28 protein-coding genes are annotated in these 25,229 nt (G+C 69.7%); 13 read left to right on the forward strand and 15 right to left on the reverse strand.

The window, feature by feature from the left end; all coding sequences use genetic code 11:
- The first annotated feature begins 26 nt into the window (after nt 1–26).
- Nucleotides 27–1,013: a hypothetical protein gene (locus BMW35_RS03570; RefSeq protein ID WP_245708126.1), complete on the forward strand. Its 987-nt coding sequence runs from the start codon at nt 27–29 to the stop codon at nt 1,011–1,013.
- 154 nt (nt 1,014–1,167) lie between these two features.
- Nucleotides 1,168–1,929, forward strand: a complete 762-nt coding sequence (locus BMW35_RS03575; protein ID WP_089668029.1) for an enoyl-CoA hydratase/isomerase family protein — start codon at nt 1,168–1,170, stop codon at nt 1,927–1,929.
- A 19-nt stretch (nt 1,930–1,948) separates the two neighbouring features.
- Here BMW35_RS03575 and BMW35_RS03580 read toward each other — a convergent pair whose 3' ends face one another.
- From BMW35_RS03580 to hutU, 5 genes are all read right to left on the reverse strand, one after another.
- Nucleotides 1,949–2,503 (reverse strand): DUF8100 family protein, encoded by a 555-nt coding sequence (locus BMW35_RS03580; protein WP_143052140.1) that lies wholly within the window; start codon nt 2,501–2,503, stop codon nt 1,949–1,951.
- Nucleotides 2,504–2,596: 93 nt separating this feature from the next.
- Complete coding sequence (hutH, locus tag BMW35_RS03585) at nt 2,597–4,216, reverse strand: histidine ammonia-lyase (protein WP_089668031.1); 1,620 nt, start codon at nt 4,214–4,216, stop codon at nt 2,597–2,599.
- A complete protein-coding gene (gene hutI / locus BMW35_RS03590; protein WP_089668032.1) occupies nt 4,213–5,451 on the reverse strand; it encodes an imidazolonepropionase in 1,239 nt (412 codons plus the stop codon). Before hutI ends, hutH begins: the two co-directional genes overlap by 4 nt.
- Nucleotides 5,444–6,355 (reverse strand): formimidoylglutamase, encoded by a 912-nt coding sequence (hutG, locus tag BMW35_RS03595; protein WP_089668033.1) that lies wholly within the window; start codon nt 6,353–6,355, stop codon nt 5,444–5,446. The genes hutI and hutG overlap by 8 nt, the downstream gene beginning before the upstream one ends.
- Nucleotides 6,352–8,154, reverse strand: coding sequence for a urocanate hydratase (gene hutU / locus BMW35_RS03600; protein WP_089670333.1), 1,803 nt, complete (start codon nt 8,152–8,154; stop codon nt 6,352–6,354). Before hutU ends, hutG begins: the two co-directional genes overlap by 4 nt.
- A gap of 83 nt (nt 8,155–8,237) precedes the next feature.
- On the opposite strand from hutU, the gene BMW35_RS03605 reads away from it, so the two are divergent.
- Together BMW35_RS03605 and BMW35_RS03610 are read left to right on the forward strand one after the other, a co-directional pair.
- Complete coding sequence (locus BMW35_RS03605; RefSeq protein ID WP_089668034.1) at nt 8,238–8,864, forward strand: helix-turn-helix domain-containing protein; 627 nt, start codon at nt 8,238–8,240, stop codon at nt 8,862–8,864.
- A gap of 37 nt (nt 8,865–8,901) precedes the next feature.
- Complete coding sequence (locus BMW35_RS03610; RefSeq protein WP_143052141.1) at nt 8,902–9,330, forward strand: hypothetical protein; 429 nt, start codon at nt 8,902–8,904, stop codon at nt 9,328–9,330.
- 24 nt (nt 9,331–9,354) lie between these two features.
- Here BMW35_RS03610 and BMW35_RS03615 read toward each other — a convergent pair whose 3' ends face one another.
- The 7 genes from BMW35_RS03615 to paaK form a co-directional block, all read right to left on the reverse strand.
- Nucleotides 9,355–9,555 (reverse strand): hypothetical protein, encoded by a 201-nt coding sequence (locus tag BMW35_RS03615; RefSeq protein WP_089668036.1) that lies wholly within the window; start codon nt 9,553–9,555, stop codon nt 9,355–9,357.
- 63 nt (nt 9,556–9,618) lie between these two features.
- Nucleotides 9,619–10,491: an amidohydrolase family protein gene (locus BMW35_RS03620; RefSeq protein ID WP_089668037.1), complete on the reverse strand. Its 873-nt coding sequence runs from the start codon at nt 10,489–10,491 to the stop codon at nt 9,619–9,621.
- Between the two features lie 69 nt (nt 10,492–10,560).
- Nucleotides 10,561–10,980 carry a DUF7979 domain-containing protein gene (locus BMW35_RS03625; RefSeq protein WP_089668038.1) on the reverse strand — a complete coding sequence of 140 codons (420 nt, stop codon included), beginning with the start codon at nt 10,978–10,980 and terminating at the stop codon, nt 10,561–10,563.
- A 219-nt stretch (nt 10,981–11,199) separates the two neighbouring features.
- Nucleotides 11,200–11,700, reverse strand: a complete 501-nt coding sequence (locus BMW35_RS03630; protein WP_089668039.1) for a twin-arginine translocation signal domain-containing protein — start codon at nt 11,698–11,700, stop codon at nt 11,200–11,202.
- Between the two features lie 89 nt (nt 11,701–11,789).
- Complete coding sequence (locus BMW35_RS03635; protein WP_089668040.1) at nt 11,790–12,257, reverse strand: MaoC/PaaZ C-terminal domain-containing protein; 468 nt, start codon at nt 12,255–12,257, stop codon at nt 11,790–11,792.
- 29 nt (nt 12,258–12,286) lie between these two features.
- Nucleotides 12,287–12,673 carry a hypothetical protein gene (locus BMW35_RS03640; RefSeq protein ID WP_089668041.1) on the reverse strand — a complete coding sequence of 129 codons (387 nt, stop codon included), beginning with the start codon at nt 12,671–12,673 and terminating at the stop codon, nt 12,287–12,289.
- A 43-nt stretch (nt 12,674–12,716) separates the two neighbouring features.
- Nucleotides 12,717–14,000, reverse strand: coding sequence for a phenylacetate--CoA ligase PaaK (gene paaK / locus BMW35_RS03645; RefSeq protein ID WP_089668042.1), 1,284 nt, complete (start codon nt 13,998–14,000; stop codon nt 12,717–12,719).
- A 74-nt stretch (nt 14,001–14,074) separates the two neighbouring features.
- Between paaK and BMW35_RS03650 the strand changes: the two genes are divergently transcribed.
- From BMW35_RS03650 to BMW35_RS03660, 3 genes are read left to right on the forward strand one after another with little or no spacing between them, the layout of a single operon-like run.
- Nucleotides 14,075–15,259 (forward strand): thiolase C-terminal domain-containing protein, encoded by a 1,185-nt coding sequence (locus BMW35_RS03650; RefSeq protein ID WP_089668043.1) that lies wholly within the window; start codon nt 14,075–14,077, stop codon nt 15,257–15,259.
- Complete coding sequence (locus tag BMW35_RS03655; RefSeq protein WP_089668044.1) at nt 15,256–16,677, forward strand: zinc ribbon domain-containing protein; 1,422 nt, start codon at nt 15,256–15,258, stop codon at nt 16,675–16,677. The genes BMW35_RS03650 and BMW35_RS03655 overlap by 4 nt, the downstream gene beginning before the upstream one ends.
- 59 nt (nt 16,678–16,736) lie before the next feature.
- Nucleotides 16,737–18,032 (forward strand): 5'-deoxyadenosine deaminase, encoded by a 1,296-nt coding sequence (locus BMW35_RS03660; protein WP_089668045.1) that lies wholly within the window; start codon nt 16,737–16,739, stop codon nt 18,030–18,032.
- A 42-nt stretch (nt 18,033–18,074) separates the two neighbouring features.
- Here the strand turns inward: BMW35_RS03660 and BMW35_RS15485 are convergent, their stop codons facing one another.
- Both BMW35_RS15485 and BMW35_RS03665 read right to left on the reverse strand, forming a co-directional pair.
- The gene (locus BMW35_RS15485) at nt 18,075–18,236 is read right to left on the reverse strand and encodes a hypothetical protein (RefSeq protein WP_177170764.1); all 162 of its coding nucleotides are present in this window, start codon (nt 18,234–18,236) and stop codon (nt 18,075–18,077) included.
- A gap of 35 nt (nt 18,237–18,271) precedes the next feature.
- The gene (locus BMW35_RS03665; RefSeq protein ID WP_089668046.1) at nt 18,272–18,484 is read right to left on the reverse strand and encodes a hypothetical protein; all 213 of its coding nucleotides are present in this window, start codon (nt 18,482–18,484) and stop codon (nt 18,272–18,274) included.
- A 401-nt stretch (nt 18,485–18,885) separates the two neighbouring features.
- On the opposite strand from BMW35_RS03665, the gene BMW35_RS03670 reads away from it, so the two are divergent.
- The 5 genes from BMW35_RS03670 to BMW35_RS03690 all read left to right on the forward strand — a co-directional run bounded on the left by BMW35_RS03670 (nt 18,886) and on the right by BMW35_RS03690 (nt 23,554).
- The gene (locus BMW35_RS03670) at nt 18,886–19,773 is read left to right on the forward strand and encodes a 3-hydroxyacyl-CoA dehydrogenase family protein (protein ID WP_089668047.1); all 888 of its coding nucleotides are present in this window, start codon (nt 18,886–18,888) and stop codon (nt 19,771–19,773) included.
- Complete coding sequence (locus BMW35_RS03675) at nt 19,770–20,582, forward strand: enoyl-CoA hydratase/isomerase family protein (protein WP_089668048.1); 813 nt, start codon at nt 19,770–19,772, stop codon at nt 20,580–20,582. The genes BMW35_RS03670 and BMW35_RS03675 overlap by 4 nt, the downstream gene beginning before the upstream one ends.
- A 54-nt stretch (nt 20,583–20,636) precedes the next feature.
- Nucleotides 20,637–21,809 (forward strand): helix-turn-helix transcriptional regulator, encoded by a 1,173-nt coding sequence (locus tag BMW35_RS03680; RefSeq protein WP_089668049.1) that lies wholly within the window; start codon nt 20,637–20,639, stop codon nt 21,807–21,809.
- Nucleotides 21,810–21,884: 75 nt separating this feature from the next.
- Nucleotides 21,885–23,135 carry a Glu/Leu/Phe/Val family dehydrogenase gene (locus BMW35_RS03685; RefSeq protein WP_089668050.1) on the forward strand — a complete coding sequence of 417 codons (1,251 nt, stop codon included), beginning with the start codon at nt 21,885–21,887 and terminating at the stop codon, nt 23,133–23,135.
- 188 nt (nt 23,136–23,323) lie between these two features.
- Nucleotides 23,324–23,554 (forward strand): HalOD1 output domain-containing protein, encoded by a 231-nt coding sequence (locus BMW35_RS03690; protein ID WP_089668051.1) that lies wholly within the window; start codon nt 23,324–23,326, stop codon nt 23,552–23,554.
- Between the two features lie 34 nt (nt 23,555–23,588).
- On the opposite strand, the gene BMW35_RS03695 is transcribed toward BMW35_RS03690, so the two are convergent.
- Nucleotides 23,589–23,915, reverse strand: a complete 327-nt coding sequence (locus BMW35_RS03695; protein ID WP_089668052.1) for a hypothetical protein — start codon at nt 23,913–23,915, stop codon at nt 23,589–23,591.
- 98 nt (nt 23,916–24,013) lie between these two features.
- Between BMW35_RS03695 and BMW35_RS03700 the strand changes: the two genes are divergently transcribed.
- Complete coding sequence (locus BMW35_RS03700; protein WP_089668053.1) at nt 24,014–25,189, forward strand: hypothetical protein; 1,176 nt, start codon at nt 24,014–24,016, stop codon at nt 25,187–25,189.
- Nucleotides 25,190–25,229 lie beyond the last annotated feature (40 nt).

Here is a 25,229-nt window from a genome sequence, read left to right on the forward strand (position 1 = left end):
CGCGTACCCGGAATACGTCACCGACCGTGTCGCGCCTCAGCCCGGCAGCCTCGCCGGTTTTAACCCCCTGCCCCCCGGACCCAATCTCGAACGTGCATCCCGGCTACACTCCGCACGACATCCTGACCGCGACCGAGACGGCCCGGGCTGGCAAGGCCGCCGGTAGCGCCCTCGTGCTGTTCGTGGTCCTCGTGGCACTCGGTTCGCCGTTGATATACCGGGGATGGCAGGTTCGGGAGAAGTACCGCGCGCTGACCGACCTCCCAGTGCTGCCGTCGGCCACGGTCAGTGACGGCGAACTGGTGAAACTGTCTGGTCGAATAAGAGACACCGGCGGGACCATCACTTCGCCCGTCCAGTCCACGCAGTGCAAACTGGCCTTCTGGAAGATGGGGGTACTCCGCAGGTACGATAGTTTCAATGGCCGGTCCTACTGGTCCGTCGCAGGCATCGGAATCGACGCCGAGACTCTGGTGGTTGCGGGTGAGACCCGAGACATCCGAATCAGCGACGTCAGCAGAGAGAACGCGCTGAGTGCCACCGACGAACTCAAGCACTTGCTCGGGTCTATCGAGAACTCGGCTCTCGATTCGATTGCGAGGGCACTCGACCCGCCCGAGTTCGAGGACAGGCTGACTCCCAGCGAGGAGTGGCCAGAGGGCTACGACGAACTCGGGGCCCGGGTCGACTTCGAGGCGGAGACCACCGAGCAGCCGGGGTTGCTCGGTCGGCTCCTGAACGCCATCCGGACCCCGGAAGGAACGGTGCAGTTCCAGGAGACGACCGTGAGTGCGGGAGAGACCGTGACCGTGGTCGGGAGAGTCAGCGGGACCGAGAACGAGCGCGTGCGGTTACAGGGGACCGAATCGATCGACCCCGTCATCACCAGAGCCTCGCCGTCGGAGCTGGACAGCAGATACCGGCGCGCGTACCTGATACAGCTGTACGGCATCCCGCTCCTCGTTACGGCGCTCTGCTCGCTGGCTGGGGTCGGCGCGTTTCTCACCCCCTGACAGAGCCCGGAGGGGTGACCGATGGTTTCGACTCGGTTGTCCGGCAGCGGGTCACGCGCAAGCTGAACGACCATCTGGAGTCAGAGCGATACGGTGTCGAGACACTCGTAGTCAGCCGCACAGAGTTATCAGCCTCCGCGGGGAACCCACGGGCGTGCACACCGAGACGACAGACGGCGTCCGCCGCATCACGTTCGACCGGCCGGACGTCATGAACGCGTTCACGACCGAAGTGGCAGCCGACCTCGCGGCCGAACTGGAAGCCGTCGACCCCGAGACCTACGACGCAGTCGTGCTCGCTGGCGAGGGCCCGGCGTTCTCCGCGGGCGGCGACGTGCAGACGATGGCGGAGCGCGACGGCACCGTTCGGGACTACTACGAGACCGTCGAGGACTCCTTCGGTCGGCTCGCCGAGGCCGCGATGGACGCCCGCGTCCCACTCGTCGCGAAGGTGGACGGGGACGCCGTCGGGGCCGGCCTCGCGCTCGTCGCGCTCTCGGACTTCGCGTACGCCACCCCGGACACCCGGTTCTCGTGTGCGTTCGTCCGCGTGGGCCTGATTCCCGACACGGGCGGCAGCTACCTCCTCCCGAAGCTCGTCGGCCTGCGCGCGGCCAAGCGGCTGGCGTTCACGGCGGAGTTCGTCGACGCCGCCGAGGCCGCCGACCTCGGCCTCGTCAACGAGGCCGTCCCGGAGGACGAACTGGACGCCACAATCGAGGCCCTGCTCGACACGCTCCGAGCGCGCCCCACCGAGACCATCGGCATCATCCGGCAGGCGCTCCACGACAACCTCGGGAAGGAGTGGGGCGACGCCCTCGACCACGAGAATCTCCTCCAGAGCCACGCCTACGACACCGACGAACACGAGGAAGGTGTCTCGGCGTTCCTCAACGGTCGAGAACCGGAGTTCTGAGCGAACCGTCGGGCCGTCGTCAGTCGCCGGCTGCCACCTGCCAACCCACCAGCACGGCGAGTCGACTGACGACGTAGGCGGCGACGAAACCGGAGACGGCTCCCCGAGCCCAGGTCAGAAGCGAGAGGAGCGAACCGAATGTGATTGTGTTCCCGACAAACTGGCCGGTCTGGGACCCCTCCAGCCGATGGAAGACGATGTCTCTCTGGGCGAGGAGAGGAACGCCCGCTCCGAGGAACACACCCGGAAGAACGCTGAGCGCGGCCAGCGGTAGCGTCGGCGGGGGGCCAACGAGCGTCGCGACCGTCACCCAGTCGAACACCACCCAGAAGTACCCGAGTGTCACGGACGCGGCGCAGAAGATAGCGAGCTTGTACAGCGACGCGAAGAACGTCCTGCTCGACGAGCGGTCCACCTCCGTCGGAATCTCGTACAGGTACGCGTACCGGGGGACGAGCCGGTACCCGAGCACGCCGATGGAAGCGAGGCAGGCGAAAATCACAGCGAGGGTGTCGTACCCGACGACCAGTGCGAGCGCACCGCCGAGGAGGGCGAGCGGGACCACCGCAGCCATCGACAGCCTGGCTCTTCGAACCTCGTTCACGAGGGGTTCGACTCGACTGAGCCGTAAGTACGGTGTGGGTCGTTCGCGGGCGACGAGACCGCCCTACTCCAGCCCCTCCCCCAGCGCGCGCGCCACGGACTCGTCGACGAGTCCCTCGCGAATCAGGTCCGCGACCGTCTCCATCTCGCCGGCGAGCGAGCGGTCGACAGTCACGGGGTCCGACACCTCCCGCACGAGGTCGTAGACGGCCCCTGTGCCCGCGCCGAGCGCGAGGTCACCGTCGACGAGCTCGCGGGCCTGTGCCGCACAGAGCAGTTCGACGCCGACGACGGTGCCGGCCTTCTCGGCGGCTTCCCGGACGTTGTACGCCGACCCGGCGCTCATGCTCACGTGGTCCTCCTGATTGCCGGAGACCGGCGTGTTGTCCGTCGACGGCCGGCCGAGCGACCGGAGGTCGTTCACGAGCGACGCCGCGGTGTACTGGGGAATCATCAGCCCCGAGTGCAGGCCGCTCTCCGGAGAGAGGAATGGCACCAGGTGGTCCTCCTGAATCTCGGGGTTCAGCAGGCGGTCGGTGCGGCGCTCACTGATTGCGGCGAGTTCGGCGAGCGCGCTCGCGGCGTAGTCCAGCCTGAGCGCCAGGGGCTCGCCGTGGAAGTTCCCGCCGGAGACGACCGCGGCGCGGTCGGTGCCGCTGGCCCGTGAGTCGACGCTGTCGCCGTCGAACACGAGCGGATTGTCGGTCGCGCTGTTCAGTTCGACCTCGACGGCCTCGCGGAGATGACCGAGTGCGTCCCGGGCCGCGCCGTGGACCTGCGGGAGGCACCGAATCGAGTACGCGTCCTGCACGCGGTCGCAGTTCCGGTGGGATTCGACAACCTCGCTGTCGGCGGTGAGGCGCTTGACGTTGCGCGCGCTCGCCGCCTGCCCGGCGTGCGGCCGGACCTCGTGGATTGCGGGGTCGCAGTTCGCGGTCGTCGACATCGTCACCTCGGTCGTGAGCGCGCCCGCCACGTCCGCGGCGCGCAGCACGCGCTCGGCGTCCAGCAGCGCGAGCGCCGCCAGCCCCGTCGTGAGCTGTGTGCCGTTGATGAGCGCGAGTCCCTCCTTCGCGCGCAGCGTCACGGGCTCTAGGCCGGCCGCGGCGAGCGCCTCGTCGCCCGGCAGCCGTTCACCGTCCACGTCGGCTCGCGGTTCTCCGCTCGCTCGTTCCGTGTCGCGTGGCGACACGCGGGCTGCCCCTTCTCCGATGAGCACCAGCCCGAGGTGGGCGAGCGGCGCGAGGTCGCCGCTCGCGCCGAGGCTCCCCCGGGACGGCACTACGGGGTGGACGCCCTCGTTCAGCATGCCGACGAACAGGTCCAGCACGTCCTCGCGGATGCCGGAGTAGCCCTTGGCGAGCGCGTTCAGCCGCGTGAGGAGGAGCGCGCGAACCGCCTCGCGGCCGAGTTCGTCCCCGGCACCGGCGGCGTGGCTCCGCAGGAGGTTCGTCTGGAGCGCTTCGAGGTCGTCGGCCTCGATGCGGGTGTCCACGAGCGACCCGAAGCCCGTGTTCACGCCGTAGACCGCCTCGTCGCCGTCGAGGACGTCCTCGACGCGCTCGCGGGACGCCCGCACCGCGGCCCGTGCGTCCTCGGGAATCTCGACGCGGGCGTCGTTTCGGGCGACTGCCTCAACGTCCTCGGGCGTGAGGCTCTCGCCGTCGACGAGCACGTCGGTCACGCGCGCTCACCTCCCGACGCCACAACCGAACCGTCCTTCAGCACCGTCTCGGCGCTGTTCACGCCGAAGTTGTAGGGGACGTGGACGTAGCTCGGGCCGTCCACGACGACGAGGTCGGCGGCCGTCCCCTCGCGGAGCGTCCCCGTTCCGTCCTCCCGGTCGATTGCGGTGGCGGCGTGGGCCGTCGCGCCGAGCAGCGCGTCCGCGGGTGCCATCCGCATCCCGTTGCAGGCGAGCGCGACCGCGAACCCCATCGACTGCGAGTAGCAGTTCGGATTCAGGTCCGTCGCGAGCGCGACCGGTGCGCCGGCCGCTGCGAACTGCTCGGGGTCGGCGTAGTCCTCGCCGAGCGAGAACGCGGTGCCGGGCAGCAGCACGGGCGTCACGTCGGCATCGGCGAGCGCCTCGGCGTCCTCCCGGTTCGCGTGCAGGAGGTGGTCGGCGCTCGCGGCGTTCAGGTCCGCGGCGAGCTGGGCGCTCCCGAGTCGCGTGAACTCTTCGGCGTGAATCTTCGGCGTGAGGCCGTGTTCCCGCCCGGCTTCGAGGATGCGCCGGGACTGTTCGATGGTGAACACGCCTTCCTCGCAGAACACGTCACAGAACTCGGCCGCGCCGTGGTCGGCGGCGGCAGGGATTTGCTCCGCGACCACCTCGTCGACGTAGTCCTCGGTGTCGCGTCCGTCCGGCACGGCGTGCGCGCCGAGGAACGTCCCGACCACGTCGACCGGATGGTCGGCCGCCGCGGTCTCGACGGCGTCCAGCATCCGTAGCTCTGTCTCCGTGTCGAGCCCGTAGCCCGTCTTCACCTCGGCTGTCGTCGTGCCGTGGGCGAGCATCGCGTCGAGTTGCGCGGTGAGATTCGCGACCAGTTCGTCGTCGCTGGCCTCCCGGACCGCCTCGACGGTCCGGAGGATGCCGCCGCCCTCGGCGAGAATCTCCTGATAGGGCTTGCCCCGGAGCTTCTGGGCGAACTCGTCGCTGCGGTCGCCCGCGAACAGCGCGTGCGTGTGCGGGTCGACGAACCCGGGAATCACAGTCTGCCCGGACGCGTCGATGTCCGTGTCGGCGTTCTCCGCCGGGTACTCCGCGAGCAGGTCCGAGGTCCGGCCGACGGCTGCCACGTCACCGTCGACGACCGCGAGCGCGCCGTCCTCGTAGGCCTGCAGGCTGCCCTCGTCGTCTGGGCCGACCACGAGTTCGCTCGCGCCGTGGACGACGGTCTGCAACTCAGGCATGGTGGCCCCCGAGGAAGTGTGCGACCGTCCGCGCTGCGGCGTCGACAGTTCGGTTCTCGGTGTCCAGCGGGGGCGCGGTCTCGACGACCTCGAACCCCGCGACCCGGGGCCGACCCGCGACGCGGCGGACGAGCCGGAACAGTTCTCTGGGCTGGAGGCCGCCGGGCGTCGGCGCGCTCGAACCGGGATACGCGGCGTCCAGCACGTCGACGTCGACGCTGACGTATATCTGGTCGACGCCGCCCATCGCGGCGAGGGCGGCGTCGAGCGCGCCGCCGGGGTCGGCGGCCACCGTCTCCGCCGTGACGACCTCGCCGCCCCGCTCGTCGAGGTAGTCGGCGTACTCGGTGCTCGTCTCGAAGTGGCGCGCGCCGACGACGGCCAGCGCGTCCAGTCCGTCCTCGAAGAGCTGTCGGTACGGCGTGCCGCTGGAGGGCTCGCCGTCCGCCTCTCGACAGTCGAGGTGCGCGTCGAAGCTCACGACGCCCAGCGACCCCCGGTCGAGCAGCGGGCTCGCGTTCGCGTACGACAGGGAGTTGTCACCGCCGAGAAACACCGGGAGCGCACCCAGGTCGTGGATTCGGTCGGCGACCTGCCGGACGGACCGCTGGGCCGCTGCGACGCCGTCGGCGTCGACCGCTACGTTCCCGAGGTCGCCGACCGAGGAGACTGGGCCGCGCTCGAAGTGGTGGCTCTTCACGCCCGCGAGCGACTCGCGGATTGCAGCGGGACCGTCGGCCGCGCCTGTCCGCCCGATGACCGCGCCGTCGTACGGCTCGCCGACGACCACGGCGTCGTAGTCGGTCGCAGTCTCCGGGACCGCTGTCTCGATTACGTCCCCGAACTGCTCGTCGTTCGGGTCCGAGGACGTGCCCGTCCAGTTCTCTGTCCGAGTCAGGGTCATCGGTCCTCCATCGGGACGGAGACATCCGATTCCCGGGCTTCGTCGAGTGCGTCCTCGTAGCCGGCGTCTGCGTGCCGAATCACGCCCATTCCGGGGTCAGTGGTGAACACGCGGCGGGCCTTCTCGGCGGCGAGGTCCGTGCCGTCGAGGACGACGTGGTTGTTCGTGTGCAGCGAGTTCCCGATGCCGACGCCGCCGCCGTCGTGGACGCTCACGATGTCCGCGCCCGCGGCGGTGTTCAGCAGCGCGTTCAGAATCGGCCAGTCGGCGACCGCGTCCGTACCGTCCTGCATGGCCTCCGTCTCGCGGTTCGGACTGGCGACGCTGCCGGCGTCGAGGTGGTCCCGCGTGACGACGACGGGAGCCTCGATTTCGCCGTCCGCGACGAGGTCGTTGATTCGGAGGGCGAAGCGAGCGCGCTCGGTGAGGCTGGCTTCGGCGGTTTCACCGCCTCCGTCACGAGACTCCCGCGGAGTCTCGCCGTCGTCACTCTGGTACCCCAGCCAGCACACCCGGCTCGGGAGCCCCTGGAACTGCACCTGCTCCTGCGCGAGGTCGATCCAGCGGTGGAGGTCGTCCTTCTCGGGGAATAGCTCTTTGACGGCCTCGTCGGTGCGGTGGATGTCCTCGGGGTTCCCGGAGAGCGCGACCCACCGGAACGGCCCCTTCCCGCGGCAGAACAGCGGCCGGATGTACGCCGGGACGAACCCCGGGAAGTCGAAGGGGTCGTGGGTCTCGCCGGCGGTCGTGGTCACGTCACCCCGGTGGTCGTCGACCTGCCCGCGGATGTTGTTCCCGTACTCGAAGGCGACCGCGCCCTCGTCCTGCATCGCGAGGATGGCGGCGACGTGGCGCGCCATCGTGTCCATCGACGCCTCGCGGTACGCGTCGGGGTCGTCGTCGCGCAGTTCGTCGGCCTCCGCGACGGTGTAGCCGCTCGGGTAGTACCCCTCCAGTTCGTCGTGGGCGCTCGTCTGGTCGGTGACCACGTCCGGCACGAAGCCGCGGTCGAGCATCCCCTCCAGCACGTCCGCGGCGTTCCCGTGGACGCCCACGGAGTAGGGTTCGCCGGCCTCGGCAGCGTCTTCGGCTCGCCGAATCGCCTCGTCGAGGTCGTCGGTCTTCTCCATGCAGTAGCCCGTCTCGATGCGGCGGTCGATGCGGTCCTCGTCGACCTCGGCGGCGATGCAGACGCCGTGGTTCATCGTGACCGCGAGCGGCTGCGCGCCCCCCATCCCGCCGAGTCCCGCGGTCACGACGGTCTTCCCGCGGAGGCCGTCGTTGTCCGGGTAGTGCTCGCGCGCGAGCTCGGCGAGCGTCTCGAAGGTCCCCTGGATGATGCCCTGTGTGCCGATGTACGCCCACGAGCCCGCCGTCATCTGGCCGTACATGATTTTCCCGTCGGCTTCGAGTTCGTGGAAGTGCTCCCAGTTGTCCCAGTTCCCGACGAGATTCGAGTTCGCGATGAGGACGCTGGGCGCGCGCTCGTGGGTGTCGAAGACGCCGACCGGCTTCCCGGACTGCACCAGCAGCGTCTCGGTGTCCTCTAGGCTCCGGAGTTCGTCGAGGATGGCGTCGTAGGCGTCCCACGAACGCGCCGCGCGGCCCGTCCCGCCGTAGACGACGAGGTCCTCGGGCTTCTCGGCGACCTCCGGGTCGAGGTTGTTGTTCAGCATGCGGAGGGCTGCCTCCTGCCGCCAGCCCTCGCACTCGGTGTCGGTGCCGGTCGGCGCTCCCCGGTAGGACTCCCACTCGGGGGACGGCTCGCCCACCTCGAAGTCTGCGTCTGGCGCGTCCATGCCCACACGTTCGGCGACGAGTCCCATAGGCGTACACCCCACCTCACGACGGGTTATTTATCAGTGAGGCGGGAAAGGCGTCCGTGCAGCAGGCGACGTTCCGGCTGGCCGGCGGTAACGCGTACGCCGCCGCGACGGCCGACACGGACGCGAGAATGCGGCTCTGGTGCAACGACCACTGCGACCTCCTCGACGTCCGCGGCGAGGGTGCCGACGGCGTGCTCGAAGCCGTCGACGCCGACGTCGGCGTCCGCGAACGCGTCGACGAGGGGGACACGACGCTGGCGGTCACCGACGCCTGCCTGCGGGCCGAGTCGGACGGCGTCGAGGACACGCTCGCCGCCCACGGCTGCCTCCTCGTGCCGCCGCTGACGTACGCCGACGGCGAGAAACACCTCCGCGTGCTGGCGCTCGCTCCGGAGTCACTGACCGCGGTGTACCACGACCTCCGCGCCGACTACGACGTCACGGTCGCCGACAAGCAGACCGTGAGCGCGCCGCAGTCGGCCGCGCCGGGCGAGTCCGCCCCGGACCTCACCGCTCGGCAGGCGGCCGTGCTTCGCGCGGCCGTCGAGTCCGGCTACTACGACCGCCCCCGGGAGACGACGACGGCGGCTCTCGCGGAGCGCTTCGGCCTCGCTCGCTCCACGCTCGAAGAACACCTGCGGCGCGCCGAGGGGAAGGTCGCGCGCGCCGCGCTCCAGCGGTAGCGCAACGCTTCTGTCTCCGGCCGCCGGAGACGTGGACGTGCGCAGATTCGTCGCCGCAGTCGTCGCGGGCGTACTCGTTCAGGCGGCAGTGCTGGCGACGTTCCGGGAACTCCCCCCGCGCCTCCCGCCCACGTCGGTCACGGCGTTCCGCGTGTTCTTCGTCGGCGTCCTCGGCGGGTACGTCGCGGCCCAGTTCGCGGTCCGCCGGCCCCGGGCCGCAGCCATCGCGGCCGGAGTGAGCGTGGGCGTCGGCGTCGGCGCGGCGTTCTGGTGGGCGGTGCTGTACGGCGACACCGTCGGCGTCGTCCGCCACCTCCACTACGCGCTGGCGACGGCCGGCGTCCCCGGTCGCCTGATTCGGGACGTCCCGCGGCTCGTGGTCGCGGCCGCGGCGCTGGTGGTCGCGGCGGCGTTCGCGTTCGGCGGCTCGCTCGGCGGGTGGACGGCGACCGCCGGTCCGGACTGACGCCGGCGCTCGCTGCGCCAGCAGTCAGGCGGTGCGTCTGGCGAGTTCGTACACCACGCCCGCGGGGGCGAGCACCGCCAGCAGGACGAAGGTGATATCGCCGGTCGTGGGGGCGTTCTTCGCGGTGGACGCGTACGCGTAGAGTACCCCGGTCGCCAGCACGCCGACGACGGTGGCGACGTACCGCGGGTCGTCCCACTCGGCGGGGAAGTCCGAGGGTGCCATGCGCGGGGGTAGCTCGGGGCGGTGCAAGAAGATTGCTCTCGTTTGCAGCCAGCGTTATCCGGGCTACAGCCCGAGGAAGTCTTCGGCGTTCTCCCAGAGCAGCTTCCGGTAGACGTCGTCGCTGTAGTCGGTGTGTTCGGCGAACGAGTCCAGCCACTCCTCTGGCCGAATCATCGGGTAGTCGGTGCCGAACATCACGTCGTCCTGGAGGACGCTGCCGGCGTACTGCAACACCTGGTCGTCGATGTACTTCGGGAGCCAGCCGGAGAGGTCCATCTTGACGTTGCCCTTCTGCTGGCAGATGGCAAGCTGTTCTTGCTCCCACGGGAACGCCGGGTGGGCGATGAGTATCTGGAGCTCGGGGTGTTCGGCGGCCACGTCGTCGAGCAGCATCGGGTTCCCGTGTTTGACTTTGAGCCCGCGGCCCCCGGGCGCGCCCGCGCCGAGCGTGGAGTTCCCGCCGTGGAACACGCAGGGGACACCGAGGTCCTCGATGGCGTCCCAGAGGTCGTCGTGTTCGGGGTCGCTCGGGTCGAAGCCCTGCGCGATCTGCTGGAACTTGAACCCGGAGAGACCGAGGTCCTCGACGGCCCGGTAGGCCTCCTCGACGCAGTCGTCCTTGAGCGGGTCGACGGACGCGAACCCGACGAAGAACTCGGGGTGGTCGTCCCGAATCTCGGCGACGTAGTCGTTCGGCACCGGCGGGTTCCCGGTGTTCGTCTCGGCGTCCCAGCCGAGCAGGACGGCGCGGCCGACGCCCGCGTCGCGGTACTCCTCGACCATCGCCTCGTAGTCCCAGGTCTCCATCTCGGAGCCGAACTTCGCCGCGGCGTCCGCCATCATCTGGCCGCCCGCGTCCTCAAGGAACTCGGCGGTCGGCTGGTGGGCGTGCGTGTCGACGGCGCGCTCCTCCGCGAGCAGGTCGGCGAGTGCCATGCTACCGAGTGGGTAGCCGGCCGTGATAAAGCCACCCCGGGGCGCGGAGACGGCGGCCGCGCACGCGGGCTACGCGAACCGCCGGTAGCCGGCGTACGCGAGGAGGACGACGCCGCCCGCGAGCGACCCGAGCGTGCGGAGGAGCGGAGTCATGCCCATCACGTGGATGGTGTGCTCGTACTGCACGAAGTACGTCTCGTTCTGGTAGGTGATGTCTTCGCTCGTCAGACCGTTGCTGTCGGGGAACGGGATGTTCTCCGGGCGCTCCTGACCCGTGTACTCGACGCTGCCGTTCGACGCGAGCGCGGCGTCGAACGCGCGCTGGGTGCCTGCGGAGAGCTCGTCGTAGGGAGCCGGGTCGGAGGGGTACTCCTCTGTCTGGACCGTGACTGTGTACGTGTCGGGCGGACTGGTGGCGGGCGCGATGAGGAACGAGCCCAGCAGCAGCAAGCCGACGACTGCGGGGAGGGCAGTGCGGACTTGGACCATGTCGATGGCGTCGCAAGGGCGTGTAAAGTGTTTGTTCGTTTCGCTCGCCTTCGTCGGGAGGAGTCGGCCGCGGCGGCTGGCGTCGTTACTCGCTGTCGCCGTCGCGCTGCTCCGCGAGCAGGTCGGCGAGTGCCATGCTACCGAGTAGGTGGCCGGACCCGATAAAGCCGCCCCGAGGCGGGGAGACGACAGCGACGGACCGGGCTACGCGAACCGCCGCTATCCGTCCGCCGCGTCGAAGTCCCAGACGCCGTCGACGGAGTGAACCGTCAGGGACGTGCCGTCCGAGGACACCGTGACCGCGCTGTGGACCTGCACGCGGTTGAAGTTCTCGCGGGTCGTCGCGACGTTGAAGCTGCCGACGGACTCGCCGTCGTCGGCCCACCCGGGGCTGGTGACGCCGACTATGTACCGCACGGACTCGAACTGGTCAGTGAGCGTCTCGTGGAGGGCATCCGAGACAGTCGGTTTCCGCGGCACCGGGAAGTGGGCCGCCCAGTCCTCCTCGAGGCGGGTCAGCTCTGGACCCGTGTCGTTCTCGTAGGTCGCCTCGATGTCGATAATCGTGTCGTACGCGGACTCGCTCGACTCGGTTTCGCGGGCCTGTATCGTCTTCAGTTGCACGTACCCTTCGACGCGCTCGCGTGAGTCGAGGCAGCCTGCGAGCGCGACGGGAACGCCGACTCCGGCGGCACGTAGGAACGTTCGTCTGGAGGGCATCGACCGCCCGATTCGGGGCGCGACGACGAGTATCTTGTGCGTTCGCCAGGCAGCGGTGACGGCAGTTCGTGTGGTCGTGCCGTCGCCCGCTACTCGCCGTCGTCGCGCTTCACGAGGAACTTCATGTCCCCCTGAAAGACGGTCTCGTCGTGCTGGTTCGTCATCTCCGTGTCGATGGTGACGAGGCCGGCGTCCTCCCGGGAGGAGAGTTCCTTCGTCTCAGTGACCTCCATGTCCAGCGAGATGGTGTCGTCCATCTTCACCGGCGCGGGGATGTCCATGTAGTTCATGCCGAGGAAGGCGACGACAGTGCGCTCGAGGAAGCCACACCGGTAGACGAACCCGGTGGCGAGCACGAACGTCATCGGGCCGTGGGCGACGCGCTCGCCGAACTCCTGGTCGTCGGCGTACTCCGCGTTCGAGTGGAGTTCCGTCCAGTCGCCCGTGAACATCGAGTGCATCGTGAAGTCCGACTCGGTCACGGTGCGGCCGACGCTCTCGAAGGTCTGTCCCGCCTCGAAGTCCTCGAAGTGGTGGGGTCGGTAGCTGTATGGCACACCCCCACCGACGCCCGAGGCCCAGATAATTATGCAGGGTCGTTGGTGAGGGTCCGGGCGGCGAACGACCCGAGAATCCAGACGGCGGCGAACGACAGAATGGGGGCGACCGGGTCCCCGGCGACGGCTCGCACTGCGGTCACGACGCCGGCGTACGACAGCGACGCGACGACCGCACCCACCGCACCCCAGGCGACCGCTCGCCCCCGGGATTCGAAGGGGCGCTGCCACTGGTCGCGGCCGAATCCCGGCACGGCGACCCCCGACAGCAACACGACGAAGTAGCCGTCGGTGTCCCCGGGCAGCGTCTCGAAGGCGACGGCACCCGCGACGAGCGCGACGACGACTGCGCCGGCCGTCACGGCGAAGTCGGCGCTCCCGAGGTACGCCCGGAAGCGGGCTGCGAGTGAACTCATTGCCACGACGTGCTCGCGCCGGTCGCTTGAACCCACCGACGCGTCAGCGGTGGTCGAAGACGCGCTTGACCTTCCCGGTGGCCTGCCGGTCGATGCTGTTCGGCGGCGCGACGGTGAGCTCGTCGGGCGTGAACGACAGCACGCTGGACAGCCGCGACAGCAGGTCGTCGTGGAGCGCGTCGGTGTCGCCGTCGAAGCACGGGTCGGTCTCGACCGTGACCTCGATGCGGTCGAGTTCGTGCTCTCGGTAGAGGTCGATGCGGTAGTGCGGCGCGACGCCCTCGGTGTCGAGAGCGACGGCCTCGATTTCGCTCGGGTAGCAGTTCACGCCGCGCACGATGAGCAGGTCGTCGGTGCGGCCGGTGACGTTGTCCATGCGGACCGTGGTGCGGCCGCACTCGCACTCGCCGGACGTGAGCGTCGTCATGTCCCCGGTCCGGTAGCGCAGCACGGGCAGCGCCTCCTTCGAGAGCGTCGTGAGGACGAGTTCGCCCTCCTCGCCCTCGGGCAGCACCTCGCCGGTGTCGGGGTCGATTACCTCCGGGTAGAAGTGGTCGTCCCAGACGTGGAGGCCGTCCTTGGCGTCGACGCACTCGACGGCGACGCCCGGCCCGATGATCTCCGAGAGCCCGTAGATGTCGACGCCGTCGGCGTCCAGTCGCTGTTCGATGGCGTCCCGCATCGGGTCGGTGCAGGGCTCCGCGCCGAACACGACCGTCGACAGCGGGAGGTCCGCGAGGTCCACGCCGCGCTCGTCCGCGTGCTCGGCGAGGTAGAGCGCGTACGACGGCGTGCAGGTGAGCACGTCGCTGCCGAGGTCTTCGAGGAAGTCGAGCTGGCGGTCGGTGTTCCCGCCGCCGATGGGAATCAGCTCCGAGCCGAGGCGTTCAGCGCCGGCGTGGATGCCCAGCCCGCCCGTGAACAGCCCGTAGCCGTAGGCGTTCTGGACGGTGTCCGTCCCGGTGACGCCGGCGGCCCGCAGGGAGCGCGCCGACACCTCCGCCCAGACGTCGAGGTCCGACTGCGTGTAGCCGACAATCTTTGGTTTGCCGGTGGTGCCCGAGGAGGCGTGGACGCGGGCGACGTCTTCCCGAGGCACCGCGAACAGGCCGTCCGGGTAGGTGTCCCGGAAGTCCGCTTTCGTCGTCGTCGGGAGCTTCGGGGCGTCGGCGACGCCGTCGACGTCGTCGGGGTGGACGCCGGCGTCGTCCATCGCCGTCCGGTAGAAGGGGACGTTCTCGTAGGCGTGCTCGACCGTGTCTCGGAAGCGTTCGTTCTGTAGTGTTCGGCGCTCGTCCGGCGGGGCGCACTCGATGTCCGTGGGCATCGGTACCACAGGCGTCGCGGCCCCCGATAGTTCTTCGGGGGAAGATTATGAGGGAGGGCGGAGAACTCCGAAACATGCGAGACGCGTACGTCGTCGGGGCGGGCCAGACCGACTTCGGGTCGTTCCCCGACGAGTCCTACCGGTCGCTGTTCGCCACGGCCGTCGACCGAACGCTGGCGAGTGCCGACGGCCTCTGCCGCGGAGACGTCGACGAAGCAGTCGTCGGCACGCTCGGCGTCGGCGGCCGCCAACTCGGGCTCTCGGGGCCGGCCGTCACCGAGTTCGCCGGCCTCTCGGTCCCGACAACGAGAGTGGAGAACGCCTGCGCCGCGAGCGGCTACGCCGTCAGGAACGCCGTGCAGGCGGTGAAGTCGGGGATGGCTGACGTCGTCCTCGCGGGCGGCTACGAGGTGATGACCGACGCCAGCGACGACGCGACGAAGTACTGGCTCGGCGTCAGCGGCGAGACCGAGTGGGAACGACTCACCGGGACGACGTTCGCGGGGACGTACGCCCAGATGGCTCGCGCGTACCTCGACGAGTACGACGACGCCACCGTCGACGACCTCTCCAGGGCGGCCGTGAAGAACCACGCCAACGCCAGCGAGAACCCCCACGCGCAACTCCGCTTCGAGTGCAGCCTCGACGACGCCACCGACGCCGCGACGGTCGCGGACCCCCTCACGCTCTATCACTGCTGTCCGACGACGGACGGTGCTGCCGCCGTTCTCGTCGTCAGTGAGGACGTGGCCGAGGACCACTCGACCCTCGACGCCGCCCGGGTCGCCGGCGTCGGCGCTGCAAGCGACCGCGTCGGGCTGTTCGAGCGCGACACCTACACCGCGATTCCCGCGAGCGAGCGCGCCGCCGAGTCGGCCTACGAGATGGCCGACCGCGGCCCCGACGACGTCGACTTCGCGGAGGTCCACGACTGCTTCGCCATCGCGGAGCTGCTGGCCTACGAGGACCTCGGCTTCTGCGAGCGCGGCGACGCGCCGGCGCTGCTCCGCGACGGCGTCACCGAGCGCGACGGCCGCCTCCCCGTGAACGTCTCGGGCGGCCTGAAGGCCAAAGGCCACCCCATCGGTGCCACCGGTGCCGGGCAGGTCGCGGAGCTCTGGAAACAGCTCACCGGGCGCGCCGGCGACCGACAGCTCGACGGCCCCGAGGTCGGGCTCGCGCACAACGTCGGCGGGAGCGGCGGCGCGGCCGTCGTGACGATTCTGGAGGGCGACGCCGACCGGGAGGGGAAGCGATGAGGGTCGCGGGCGTCGGAGCCTACGTCCCCCGGTTCCGGCTCCCGACCGACGCAATCGCGGACGCGCTCGGGCAGTGTCACGCCCGCGGCGTCGAGGCGGTCGCGGTCCCGGACGCCGACGAGGACGCGCTCACGATGGCGGCCGAAGCCGGCGAGCGCGCGCTCGACGCGGCCGGTCTCGACCCCGAGTCCGTCGACGCGCTCCACCTCGCGTCGACGACGCTTCCCTACGAGGAGGAGGCGGGAACGAGTCGGCTGCGCAGCCTGCTCGGCCTCGGCGAACACACGGAGAGCGCGCAGTTCGGCGGGAGCACGGACGCCGGCGGCGCGGCGCTCGCGGCGGGGCTGGAGCGCGACGCGCCGACGCTCGTCGTCGCCAGCGACACGCCTCAAGGCATCGACGACGAGGCGCTCGGCCACGCCGCCGGTGCCGGTGCGGCGGCTGTCGTCCTCGACCGCGACGGCCCCGGCCGGGTGGCGGGGCGGGGGAGCCGGACGACGACGAACCCCGGCACCCGGTTCCGGGAGCGCGGGAGCGCCCAGACGACCGGGCTCGGCGTCACGAGCTACGACCGGCAGGCGTTCCGCGAGACGCTCGCCGGTGCGGTCGAGGGCCTCGATACGAGCGGCGTCGACGCGGCCGCGCTCCAGGCACCCGACGGCGACCTGCCGTACCGAGTGGCTGGCGCGCTCGGCCTCGACACCGACACAGTCGCCGCCGGCAGCGTCGTCGAGCGGGTCGGCGACGCGGGTGCAGCGAGCGCGCTGCTCGGCCTCGCCGGTGCGCTCCGGGACGGGGCTCGGAGCGTGCTGCTGGCGACCCACGGGAGCGGCGCGGCGAGCCACGCGTTCCGCGTCGTCGCCGAGCGCGGGATTCCAGTCCGCGCCACCGTCGCGGGGGACCGAGAGCTGTCGTTCGCCGGTGCGCGCCGCCGACGCGGGGACTTCGACTCGGGGCCGCCGGCGGGTGGCGGTGCGTCCGTCAGCGTCCCCTCGTATCGGCGCACGCTCGCGGCCCGCCACCGGCTCGTCGCGGGGCGCTGCCGGTCGTGTTCGGCGCTCCGATTCCCGCCGGAGGGTGCCTGCGGCGACTGCGGGGCGACGGACGGCTACGAGGACGCGCCGCTTCGGACCCGGGGCACCGTCGAGACGAGTACGACCATCTCGCAGGGCGGCGCGCCGCCAGAGTTCGCGCCCCAGCAGGCGCGCAGCGGCGAGTACGGCAGCGCCATCGTCTCGTTCGAGGGCCGCGGTGAGGGGAGCGGCGAGGTCAGCGTTCCCGTCCAGGTCGTGCTCGCGGACGGGGACACCCCCGGCATCGGGGACGAAGTGGTGGTCGTGCCCCGCGTGCTGTACGACCAGGAGGGCGTCCGGCGGTACGGCGCGAAGGCGGTGCCCGCGGACTCGCGGCGGGGCTGACGGCCCCGCGTGGCGGACCGCAACCCCTTAGAGGGGGCGGCGGCGTACGGAGTGAGGGAATGACGCTACTGAGCGCCGACACCGTGGTTCGGGACGCCGACAGCGTGCTCCACGACGGGGCCGTGGTCGTCGAGGACGACCGGATTGCGGCGGTCGGCGACCGCGACGACCTGACCGACGCCTACCCCGACCACGAGCGCGTCGACGTGGACGTGCTCGCGCCGGGGCTCGTGGGCGCGCACGTCCACTCCGTGCAGAGTCTCGGGCGGGGCATCGCGGACGACCAGGAGCTGCTGGACTGGCTGTTCGACCACGTGCTCCCGATGGAGGCGTCGATGGGGGCCGAGGAGATGCGGGCGGCCGCCGATCTCGCGTACCTGGAGTTCGTGGAGTCCGGGACGACGGGCGTCGTCGACCACCTCTCGGTCGACCACGCAGGCGAGGCGTTCGCCGCGGCCGCAGACAGCGGCGTGCGCGCCCGCCTCGGGAAGGTCTTGATGGACAAGGACTCGCCGGAGGGCCTGCTGGAGGACACCGACGAGGCGCTCGCTGAGACCGAGTCGCTCATCAGAGAGTGGGACGGCGCTCGCGGCGGCCGCATCCAGTACGCCGTCACGCCCCGGTTCGCCGTCTCCTGCACGGAGGCGTGCTTGCGGGGCTGCCGCGACCTCGCCGACGAGTACGGCGTCCGCATCCACACGCACGCCAGCGAGAACCAGGGCGAAATCGAGACCGTTGAGGACGAGACCGGCAAGCGGAACGTCCACTGGCTGGACGAGGTCGGGCTGACGGGCGAGGACGTGGTGCTCGCGCACTGCGTGTGGACCGACGAGAGCGAACGCGAACTGCTCGCCGAGACGGGGACCCACGTGACGCACTGCCCGTCCTCGAACATGAAACTCGCGTCGGGCGTCGCCCCCATCGAGGACTACCTCGACCGCGGTATCAACGTCGCGCTCGGCAACGACGGCCCGCCCTGTAACAACACCCTCGATGCCTTCACCGAGATGCGGCAGGCCAGCCTGCTCGGGAAAGTCGAGGAACTCGACCCGACGGCGCTGGCGGCACGCACCGTCTTCGAGATGGCGACCCGGAACGGCGCGAAAGCGGCAGGATTCGAGGACGCGGGACGCATCGCCGAGGGCTGGAAAGCCGACGTGGTCGGTCTCACCACGGAGAACGCGCGGTCGACGCCCATCCACGACCCGTACTCGCACCTCGTGTACGCCGCCCACGGCGACGACGTGACGCTGACGATGGTGGACGGCGACGTGCTCTACCGCGGCGGCGAGCACGTCCGGATGGACGCCGAGAGCGTTCGGGAGCGCGCGCGAGAATTCGCCGCCGAACTCTGATTCTCCGGCGGAACGGCCGCGCTGGTGCCGCCAGACGAGTGGTCACAGGCCGTAGACGTACCTGTCGACGAGCCAGCCGACAGCGAAGAGCGCCGAGATCAGGCCGGCAGCGGACACCGCGCCACCGACTGTCTCCGTGGCGCTCCAGCCGGCGACGAGGCCGACACAGACGACGAACCCAGCGACGAGTACGCGCCAGTCCATGGCGGCTGTTCCACCGTCTGTCTGAAGACTCCGTGTTATTCCGTCCGCGAGTCCACCCAGTCGTCGAGCTTCTCGGTCGCCCGGTCGGGGTCGCGGTCCGCGCGCAGCAGCTCCTCGGTGAGCGCGGCGAGTTCGTCGGAGACCCGGTCGCTGGCGTCCATCCGGGGGACGAGGCGGGCGCGCAGCCAGTCGAGGGCGCGCTGCGGGGAGAACCGGGCGTCGGCGGTCGCCGGGTCGGAGTCGGGCATCTCTCGGCGGGAGGAGCGGGAGGCGCTTGAAAGACGCGCTACTCGCCGGGGACGGGGTCGGCGTAGACGACGGCAGACTCGTACTCGCGGACGAAGTTCTGGAAGGCGTCCTCGACCGCCTGGTCCCAGACCGACTCGGTGGAGACGACCATACTGATGGGTTTGTGGGAGCGAACAAGTCTCTTCGGGCTGTGCTACTCGGCACCACGCTTTTCCGGCCGGCGTCTGGACGCACAGACGGAATGTCGGAACCAGTGATGTGTCCCGCCTGCGGCTGGACGGGGCAGTCAGATTCGGTCGCGGGCACCGAGGCCGAGCCGGCGTGTCCGGTCTGCGGGGCGGTCCTCGGTGCGCTCGCGTAACGGTCCACCTTTTTGACGGGGCGCGCGGTACCTCGTGGCATGCACGTAGCAGTACTCGGCGCGGGAACGATGGGGCACGGCATCGCCCAGGTGTCGGCGATGGCGGGCCACGACGTGACGCTCCGAGACGTGGACGAGGACGTTGTCGGCGAGGGCGTCGACGCAATCGACGAGAACCTCCGGGGCGGCGTCGAACGGGGGAAAGTCACGCCCGAAGAACGGGAGGCGGCGCTGGCCCGCATCACGGGGACGACCGACCTCGCCGAGGCGGTGTCGGAGGCCGACCTCGTCGTGGAGGCGGTCCCGGAGGACGTCGAACTCAAACGGGACGTGCTCGGTGAAGCCGAGGACGCAGCGCCAGCGGACGCCGTCCTCGCGTCGAACACGTCCAGTCTCCCCGTCACGGAGATTGCGGCCGCCCTCGACGCGCCCGAGCGGTTCGTCGGGCTCCACTTCTTCAACCCGGTCCACATCATGGCGCTGGTGGAAGTCGTCGTCGCCGAGCAGACCAGCGACGAGACCCTCGACTTCGCGGCCGAGTTCGTCGACGGTATCGAGAAGACGCCCGTCGAGGTCGCTGACTCGCCCGGGTTCGCGTCCTCGCGGCTCGGCGTCTCGCTGGGCGTGGAGGCGATGCGGATGCTTCAGGAGGGCGTCGCCAGTCCCCGAGACGTGGACCAGGCGATGGAACTCGGCTACAACCACCCGATGGGGCCGGTCGAACTCGGAGACGTTGTCGGGCTGGACGTGCGACTGGACATCCTCGAACACCTCCGTGACGAACTCGGCGAGCGGTTCCGGCCGCCCCAGATACTCAAGCGCAAGGTCCGCGCGGGCAAACTCGGGAAGAAGACCGGCGAGGGGTTCTACGTCTGGGAGGACGGGGAAAGAGTCGGCGTCTCGGGCGACTGGGGTGACGACGCGTGACCGAGTCGCCGAGTGCGGCAGCAGCCGACTGCGAGTTCGTCGCCGTCACCGAGGACGACCCCGAACAGGTCGTCACCGTCACCATCGACCGACCCGACGCGAGAAACGCCCTGAACGGACAGGTCCGCGAGGAGCTGACGCGGGTCTGTGCGGCGGTCGACGACAGCGGGTTCCGGGTCGTCGTGCTGACCGGGAGCGACGAGTCGGGCGCGTTCGTCGCGGGCGCGGACGTGACCGAACTCCGGGAGCGCGACGCCGTCGAGCAGCGCCGCGCGAGCGAGCGCCCCCGGGTGTACGAGACGGTTGAGTCGCTCCGCCAGCCCGTCATCGCGCGCCTCAACGGCCACGCGCTCGGCGGCGGGCTCGAACTGGCGCTCGCCTGCGACATCCGGGTCGCCCACGCGGACGCGAAACTCGGCAGCCCCGAAATCAATCTGGGCATCATTCCGGGCGGCGGCGCGACCCAGCGCCTCCCCCGGCTGGTCGGGGAGGGCCAGGCGATGAAGCTCGTGCTGACCGGCGACCTAGTCGACGCCGACGAAGCCGAGGACATCGGACTCGTCGAGGACGTCCACGGCGACGAAGCGTTCGACGACGCCGTCAGCGACCTCGCGGCGTCGATGGCGGACCACAGCCCGCTCGCGCTCGAACGCGGGAAGGACGCGGTGAAGGCAGCCGGCCGCATGGACCTGGAGTCCGGCATCGAGTACGAGGCCGAGCTGTTCGCCGGCCTGTTCGCGACCGCCGACAAGGACGAGGGCATCGACGCCTTCCTCGAGGGCCGCGAGCCCGACTGGCAGAGCCGCTGACAGCTCCCCCGCCGAGCCGTCATTCTTTCAAGCGCGCCCCACATCGAAGCGAGTATGGAGCGAGGAGTGGCGGCCTGCCTGGTCGTCGCCGTCGTCGTGGTGAGCGCCGTCGCACCGGGCGCGTCGGCCGCCAGTGCAGCCGCCACCGGAGCGGCAGCCGAGTCGTCGGCCCAGGAGTCGCCGTTCGGACTCCCGCAGGATTTCGACCCGGACACCGTCTCGCTGGGTGCCGACCTGCAGGCCGACGGTGACGCTCAGTGGCAGTTCACCTACCGGATGACGCTGGAGACGGACAACGAGACCCAGGCCTTCGAGGAACTCTGGGCCGACATCAACGAGAACACCTCGGAGTACCTCGACCGGTTCCGCGACCGAATCACGAACACCGTCGACGCCGCGGCGAAGGCGACGGACCGCGAGATGGCCGTGGACAACGTCTCCGTCTCCACGCGCGTCAACAGCCTCAACGAGGATTCGCTCGGAGACGTCACCTACAGCTTCGAGTGGCAGGGCTTCGCGGCCGTCGACGGTGACACCGTGACGGCCGGTGACGCCCTCGAAGGCTTCTACCTCGACAACAAGACGTCGCTGACGGTGTCGTGGCCGAGCGGCTACGCGCTCGACTCCGTCGACCCGATTGGGAGCGAGCCCCGGGAACGCGCCGTGCAGTGGAGCGGCCCGCTGGAGTTCGGCGCGGACCAGCCCCGGGTCGTGGTCGCGCCGGCACCCGAGCCGACCACGACGGCGGCGACGACCACCGACGGCAGCGGGACTGGTGGCGACGACGGAACCAGTGGCAGTGGCGGCGGTGACACGAGTGGTCTGTTCGTGCCGGCCGCGGTCGGTGCGGTGGTCGCCGTCCTCGTGGTGGGTGGCGGCGGCTGGCTGTACCTCCAGAAGCGCGGGCCGGACGACGACCCCGGCGGCGCTGTCGACGCCGACACTGGCGGTGGCGGACCCGGAGCCAGCGGGGCGGACGGCAGCGGAGACGAGACGGACGACGGCCCGCCGTCCGAGCTGCTGAGCAACGAGGAGCGCGTCGAGCAGTTCCTGGAGTCGGAAGGCGGCCGCGCGAAACAGCAGGCCGTCGTCGAGGTCCTGGACTGGACCGAGGCCAAGACCAGCCAGGTCGTCAACGAGATGCAGGACGAGGGCACCATCGAGAAGTTCCGAATCGGTCGGGAGAACGTCCTGAAGCTGCCGGACGCCGACGACCTCGACGAGTAACCGGGTGCGTGCCGTCGAGTGTCACGGCGGGAGCGAGCCGAGACGTACTTCAACCGCGGCGAATTTTGCGGGAGTATGTCCGAGAGCGGTCCCCTCGACAACATGCTCGCGCAGATGGAGCAGGCCCGCGAGTACGTCGACATCGACGACGGCATCTTCGAACGACTGAAATCGCCCGAGCGAACGCTGTCCGTCAGCCTCCCGGTCCGGATGGACGACGGGAGCGTCGAAGTGTTCGACGCGTACCGCTGCCAGTTCGACAGCGCGCGCGGCCCATACAAGGGCGGCATCCGCTACCACCCGACGGTCTCCGAGGAGGAGGTCTCGGCGCTCGCCGGCTGGATGACGTGGAAGACGGCGCTCGTCGACCTCCCGTTCGGCGGCGCGAAAGGCGGCATCGTCTGCGAACCGAAGGACCTCTCCGACAACGAGATCGAACAGCTCACTCGCCGGTACACCGAGGGCATCCGCCGGATGATCGGCCCGGAGACCGACATCCCCGCCCCGGACATGAACACCGACGAGCGCACGATGGCGTGGGTGATGGACACGTACTCCGTCTACCAGGGGTACGCCGTCCCCGAGGTCGTCACCGGGAAGCCGCCCGAAATCGGTGGTACCGAGGGCCGCGTGGAGGCGACCGGTCGCGGTGTCTCCATCGTCACCGAGGAGACCTTCGAGTACTTCGACACCGACATCGAGAGCGCGGACGTCGCCATCCAGGGCTTCGGGAACGTCGGCAGCGTCACCGCCGACCTCCTGACGGAGCGCGGCGCGAACGTCGTCGCTGTCTCGGACGTCACGGGCGCAATCTACGACCCTGACGGCCTCGACATCGAGGACGTGCAGGCGTACACGGAGTCCAACGGCGGCCGCCTGGAGGGCTACGACGCCGAGACCATCTCGAACGACGACCTGCTGACGCTGGACGTCGACGCCCTCATCCCGGCCGCAATCGAGGACGTCATCACCGTCGACGTGGCCGAGCGACTGGAAGCCGACGTGGTCGTCGAGGCCGCGAACGGGCCGACGACGTTCGACGCCGCCCAGGTCTTGGAGGAGCGCGACGTGCCCGTCGTCCCGGACATCCTCGCGAACGCGGGCGGTGTCATCGTCTCCTACCTGGAGTGGGTGCAGAACAGCCAGCAGTACTCCTGGGACGTCGAGGAGGTCAACCGCGACCTCCGCCAGCGGCTCACCGAGGCGTTCGACGAGATGCTCGGAGCCTACGAGGCCCGGAACATCCCGACGCTGCGCACCGCCGCGTACACCATTGCGCTCGAACGCAGCGCCGACGCCCACGAGTACCGCGGCCTGTTCCCGTAACGCGGCAGCGACGGCTCGGGTCGGCCGAGGGTCCTACAGTCTGGTGAACTCTGCCGGCGATTCTGGGCGGACGTGTAACACTGGCTAGGCACCGCTTCGTCCGTTCTGAGCGTTGAGACCTAGTCTCTCGGAGAAACCGCTGGAATAATGCTAGATATTTAAATAATAGTTTCTGTTTGCGGGCTGTAATGAGCGCCTCCCCCTCGGAGCAGATTCTCACTCGGATCGCCGCACGGCGGGACAGCGACGTCGTAGACCTCCCGCCGCTGTACGACAGCATCGACCCGGAGAAACTGGACGCCGTCGTCCAGAGCCTGGACGACGGCCACCTCTCGTTCACGTACGCGGGCTTCGCCGTGAAGGTGACGAGCGACGGGGACGTGGCGCTGTCTCGACGGGCGTCCACGACGTGGTCGTAGCGGGCGTCGCTGCAGTCGTACCGCGGGCAGACGATCACCCGAGCAGCGTGACGCCGAGAATCCCCGCGACCACGAGACCGACCGAGAAACAGAGCAGGAGCAGGCGGCGCGGCGTCCCGGCTTCGGTGGGAGCGGACGTGATGTCCCCACCGGTGGACACCTCGATGTCTTCCGAGGACTCGTTCATGCTGGAGCTGCCAGCGAGCAGTCCGAAGGCGCTGAGTCCACCGGCGACGAAGATGGTGGTCGGCATGTAGACCGTGACGGACTGCCAGATAGCGAGCGAGTACCCGACCGCGGCGACGACTGCGGCCGCGCTGCCGCCGTAGAGGGCCGGCGAGACGAGGACGCGATAGTTCATATTTCGACCTGAGCCGTCACACGCAATATGCTTTCGGGTGTGACACCCCGGTGGCCGAGCCGTGTTACTTTTGCGTTGCGGCGTGGTTGCCCCATCGTATGCGTTCCCCGACACGACGCGCGGCGCTCGCGGTTGCCGCCGCCCTCCTCCTCGTGACCGCCGGCTGTCTCGGCGTGACGGCACCGACCGATACCGGTGGGTCGTCCACTTCCGACACCACGAACTGCACGTACGACACGAACAGGTCCACCACCGAGCCCGGCACGTGGTCGCCGGACGCCTCGGTGGAGCAGTACCCGCCGGGCGTCGCGGACAACGGCACGCTCGTGAACCCCTCCACGCTGCTGGATGCGCACTTCGCCACAACCGCGAACACGTCGATGGCGCTCAGGCTCGAATCCTCGCGAGAGGACCGCGTCCAGACGCTGGTACACGGGCCGAAACGGGTGCCGTTCTACAGCACGGCCGCGAAAGGGCCCGACAGCGAACGATACCGGACCGGGTTCTACCAGACGGACTCCCACGGGTTCGCCAGGATTGAGCCGCCGAACGAGACGTGGCACACGGTTTACCAGAACGCCACCACTGCCGGCATCACTGCGTGGACGGGCTACGAAACGTTCGGGGGTCTAGAGGACCAGATCGGCAACTTACTCTACGACGGAAAATTCTCCGTCAACGGCACTGTCGAGCGCGGCGACCGGACGCTCGTCGAACTCACGGTCGACGAGGATTTGCTGGATACCGGACACGGCACTAGGCGCGTGCTCGTCACGTCCGACGGCGTCATCTACGATGTCGACATCTCAGGCGCTCAGGGCACCGGCGACGATGCCGGGGAACGCTTTGAGGTGTCGATGTCTCTGGACACCGACGTCGAGTGGTGCGGGGCTCCGTCCTGGTTCGACTCTATTCCACACCTCTCGGTGTCGATTGTCGAGGACCGCCACGCTGTCGAGATTCGGAACACTGGCGGAGCAGCTCTGTCGGCGAACGCGTCGTTCCGCGTCTACGGACAGGAAGAACGCGTAACACGCTCTCGCATCCCCGTGCGCAGTGAGCAGAACGGAACTGTCGTGACTGACGAACGCCTCGAACCGGGTGAAGCCGTCTACGTGACTGCTGGCCCCGACGGGAGCCCGTCGTCGTTCGCGCTCCACGACGACCCGACGCGTGGCGAGTACACGTTCGGGGTCGTCGGCGTCACTGGCGGCAGCGAGAGCGCCCACTACCGTCTGCTGACGGGCATCGAGCCGCCGGACTGGGCGGGGTAGAGCACGCCGCATTTACAAGTTGGCCGCGCCAACTTGTCCT

The organism is Halobacterium jilantaiense (assembly GCF_900110535.1).
GTDB lineage: Archaea > Halobacteriota > Halobacteria > Halobacteriales > Halobacteriaceae > Halobacterium > Halobacterium jilantaiense.

Excerpts from the sequence above, each read along its gene's own strand:
- BMW35_RS03650 (WP_089668043.1), top strand. The coding sequence starts at position 14,075 with ATGCGAGACGCGTACGTCGTCGGGGCGGGCCAGACCGACTTCGGGTCG.
- BMW35_RS03580 (WP_143052140.1), bottom strand. The coding sequence starts at position 2,503 with ATGGCTGCGGTGGTCCCGCTCGCCCTCCTCGGCGGTGCGCTCGCACTG.
- BMW35_RS03625 (WP_089668038.1), bottom strand. The coding sequence starts at position 10,980 with ATGGTCCAAGTCCGCACTGCCCTCCCCGCAGTCGTCGGCTTGCTGCTG.
- BMW35_RS03680 (WP_089668049.1), top strand. The coding sequence starts at position 20,637 with ATGGAGCGAGGAGTGGCGGCCTGCCTGGTCGTCGCCGTCGTCGTGGTG.
- BMW35_RS03655 (WP_089668044.1), top strand. The coding sequence starts at position 15,256 with ATGAGGGTCGCGGGCGTCGGAGCCTACGTCCCCCGGTTCCGGCTCCCG.
- BMW35_RS03690 (WP_089668051.1), top strand. The coding sequence starts at position 23,324 with ATGAGCGCCTCCCCCTCGGAGCAGATTCTCACTCGGATCGCCGCACGG.
- hutG (WP_089668033.1), bottom strand. The coding sequence starts at position 6,355 with ATGACCCTGACTCGGACAGAGAACTGGACGGGCACGTCCTCGGACCCG.
- BMW35_RS03670 (WP_089668047.1), top strand. The coding sequence starts at position 18,886 with ATGCACGTAGCAGTACTCGGCGCGGGAACGATGGGGCACGGCATCGCC.
- BMW35_RS03630 (WP_089668039.1), bottom strand. The coding sequence starts at position 11,700 with ATGCCCTCCAGACGAACGTTCCTACGTGCCGCCGGAGTCGGCGTTCCC.
- BMW35_RS03700 (WP_089668053.1), top strand. The coding sequence starts at position 24,014 with ATGCGTTCCCCGACACGACGCGCGGCGCTCGCGGTTGCCGCCGCCCTC.
- BMW35_RS03695 (WP_089668052.1), bottom strand. The coding sequence starts at position 23,915 with ATGAACTATCGCGTCCTCGTCTCGCCGGCCCTCTACGGCGGCAGCGCG.
- BMW35_RS03665 (WP_089668046.1), bottom strand. The coding sequence starts at position 18,484 with ATGCCCGACTCCGACCCGGCGACCGCCGACGCCCGGTTCTCCCCGCAG.
- BMW35_RS03615 (WP_089668036.1), bottom strand. The coding sequence starts at position 9,555 with ATGGCACCCTCGGACTTCCCCGCCGAGTGGGACGACCCGCGGTACGTC.
- BMW35_RS03640 (WP_089668041.1), bottom strand. The coding sequence starts at position 12,673 with ATGAGTTCACTCGCAGCCCGCTTCCGGGCGTACCTCGGGAGCGCCGAC.
- BMW35_RS03660 (WP_089668045.1), top strand. The coding sequence starts at position 16,737 with ATGACGCTACTGAGCGCCGACACCGTGGTTCGGGACGCCGACAGCGTG.
- BMW35_RS15485 (WP_177170764.1), bottom strand. The coding sequence starts at position 18,236 with ATGGACTGGCGCGTACTCGTCGCTGGGTTCGTCGTCTGTGTCGGCCTC.
- BMW35_RS03685 (WP_089668050.1), top strand. The coding sequence starts at position 21,885 with ATGTCCGAGAGCGGTCCCCTCGACAACATGCTCGCGCAGATGGAGCAG.
- paaK (WP_089668042.1), bottom strand. The coding sequence starts at position 14,000 with ATGCCCACGGACATCGAGTGCGCCCCGCCGGACGAGCGCCGAACACTA.
- hutU (WP_089670333.1), bottom strand. The coding sequence starts at position 8,154 with ATGGACGCGCCAGACGCAGACTTCGAGGTGGGCGAGCCGTCCCCCGAG.
- hutI (WP_089668032.1), bottom strand. The coding sequence starts at position 5,451 with ATGCCTGAGTTGCAGACCGTCGTCCACGGCGCGAGCGAACTCGTGGTC.
- BMW35_RS03620 (WP_089668037.1), bottom strand. The coding sequence starts at position 10,491 with ATGGCACTCGCCGACCTGCTCGCGGAGGAGCGCGCCGTCGACACGCAC.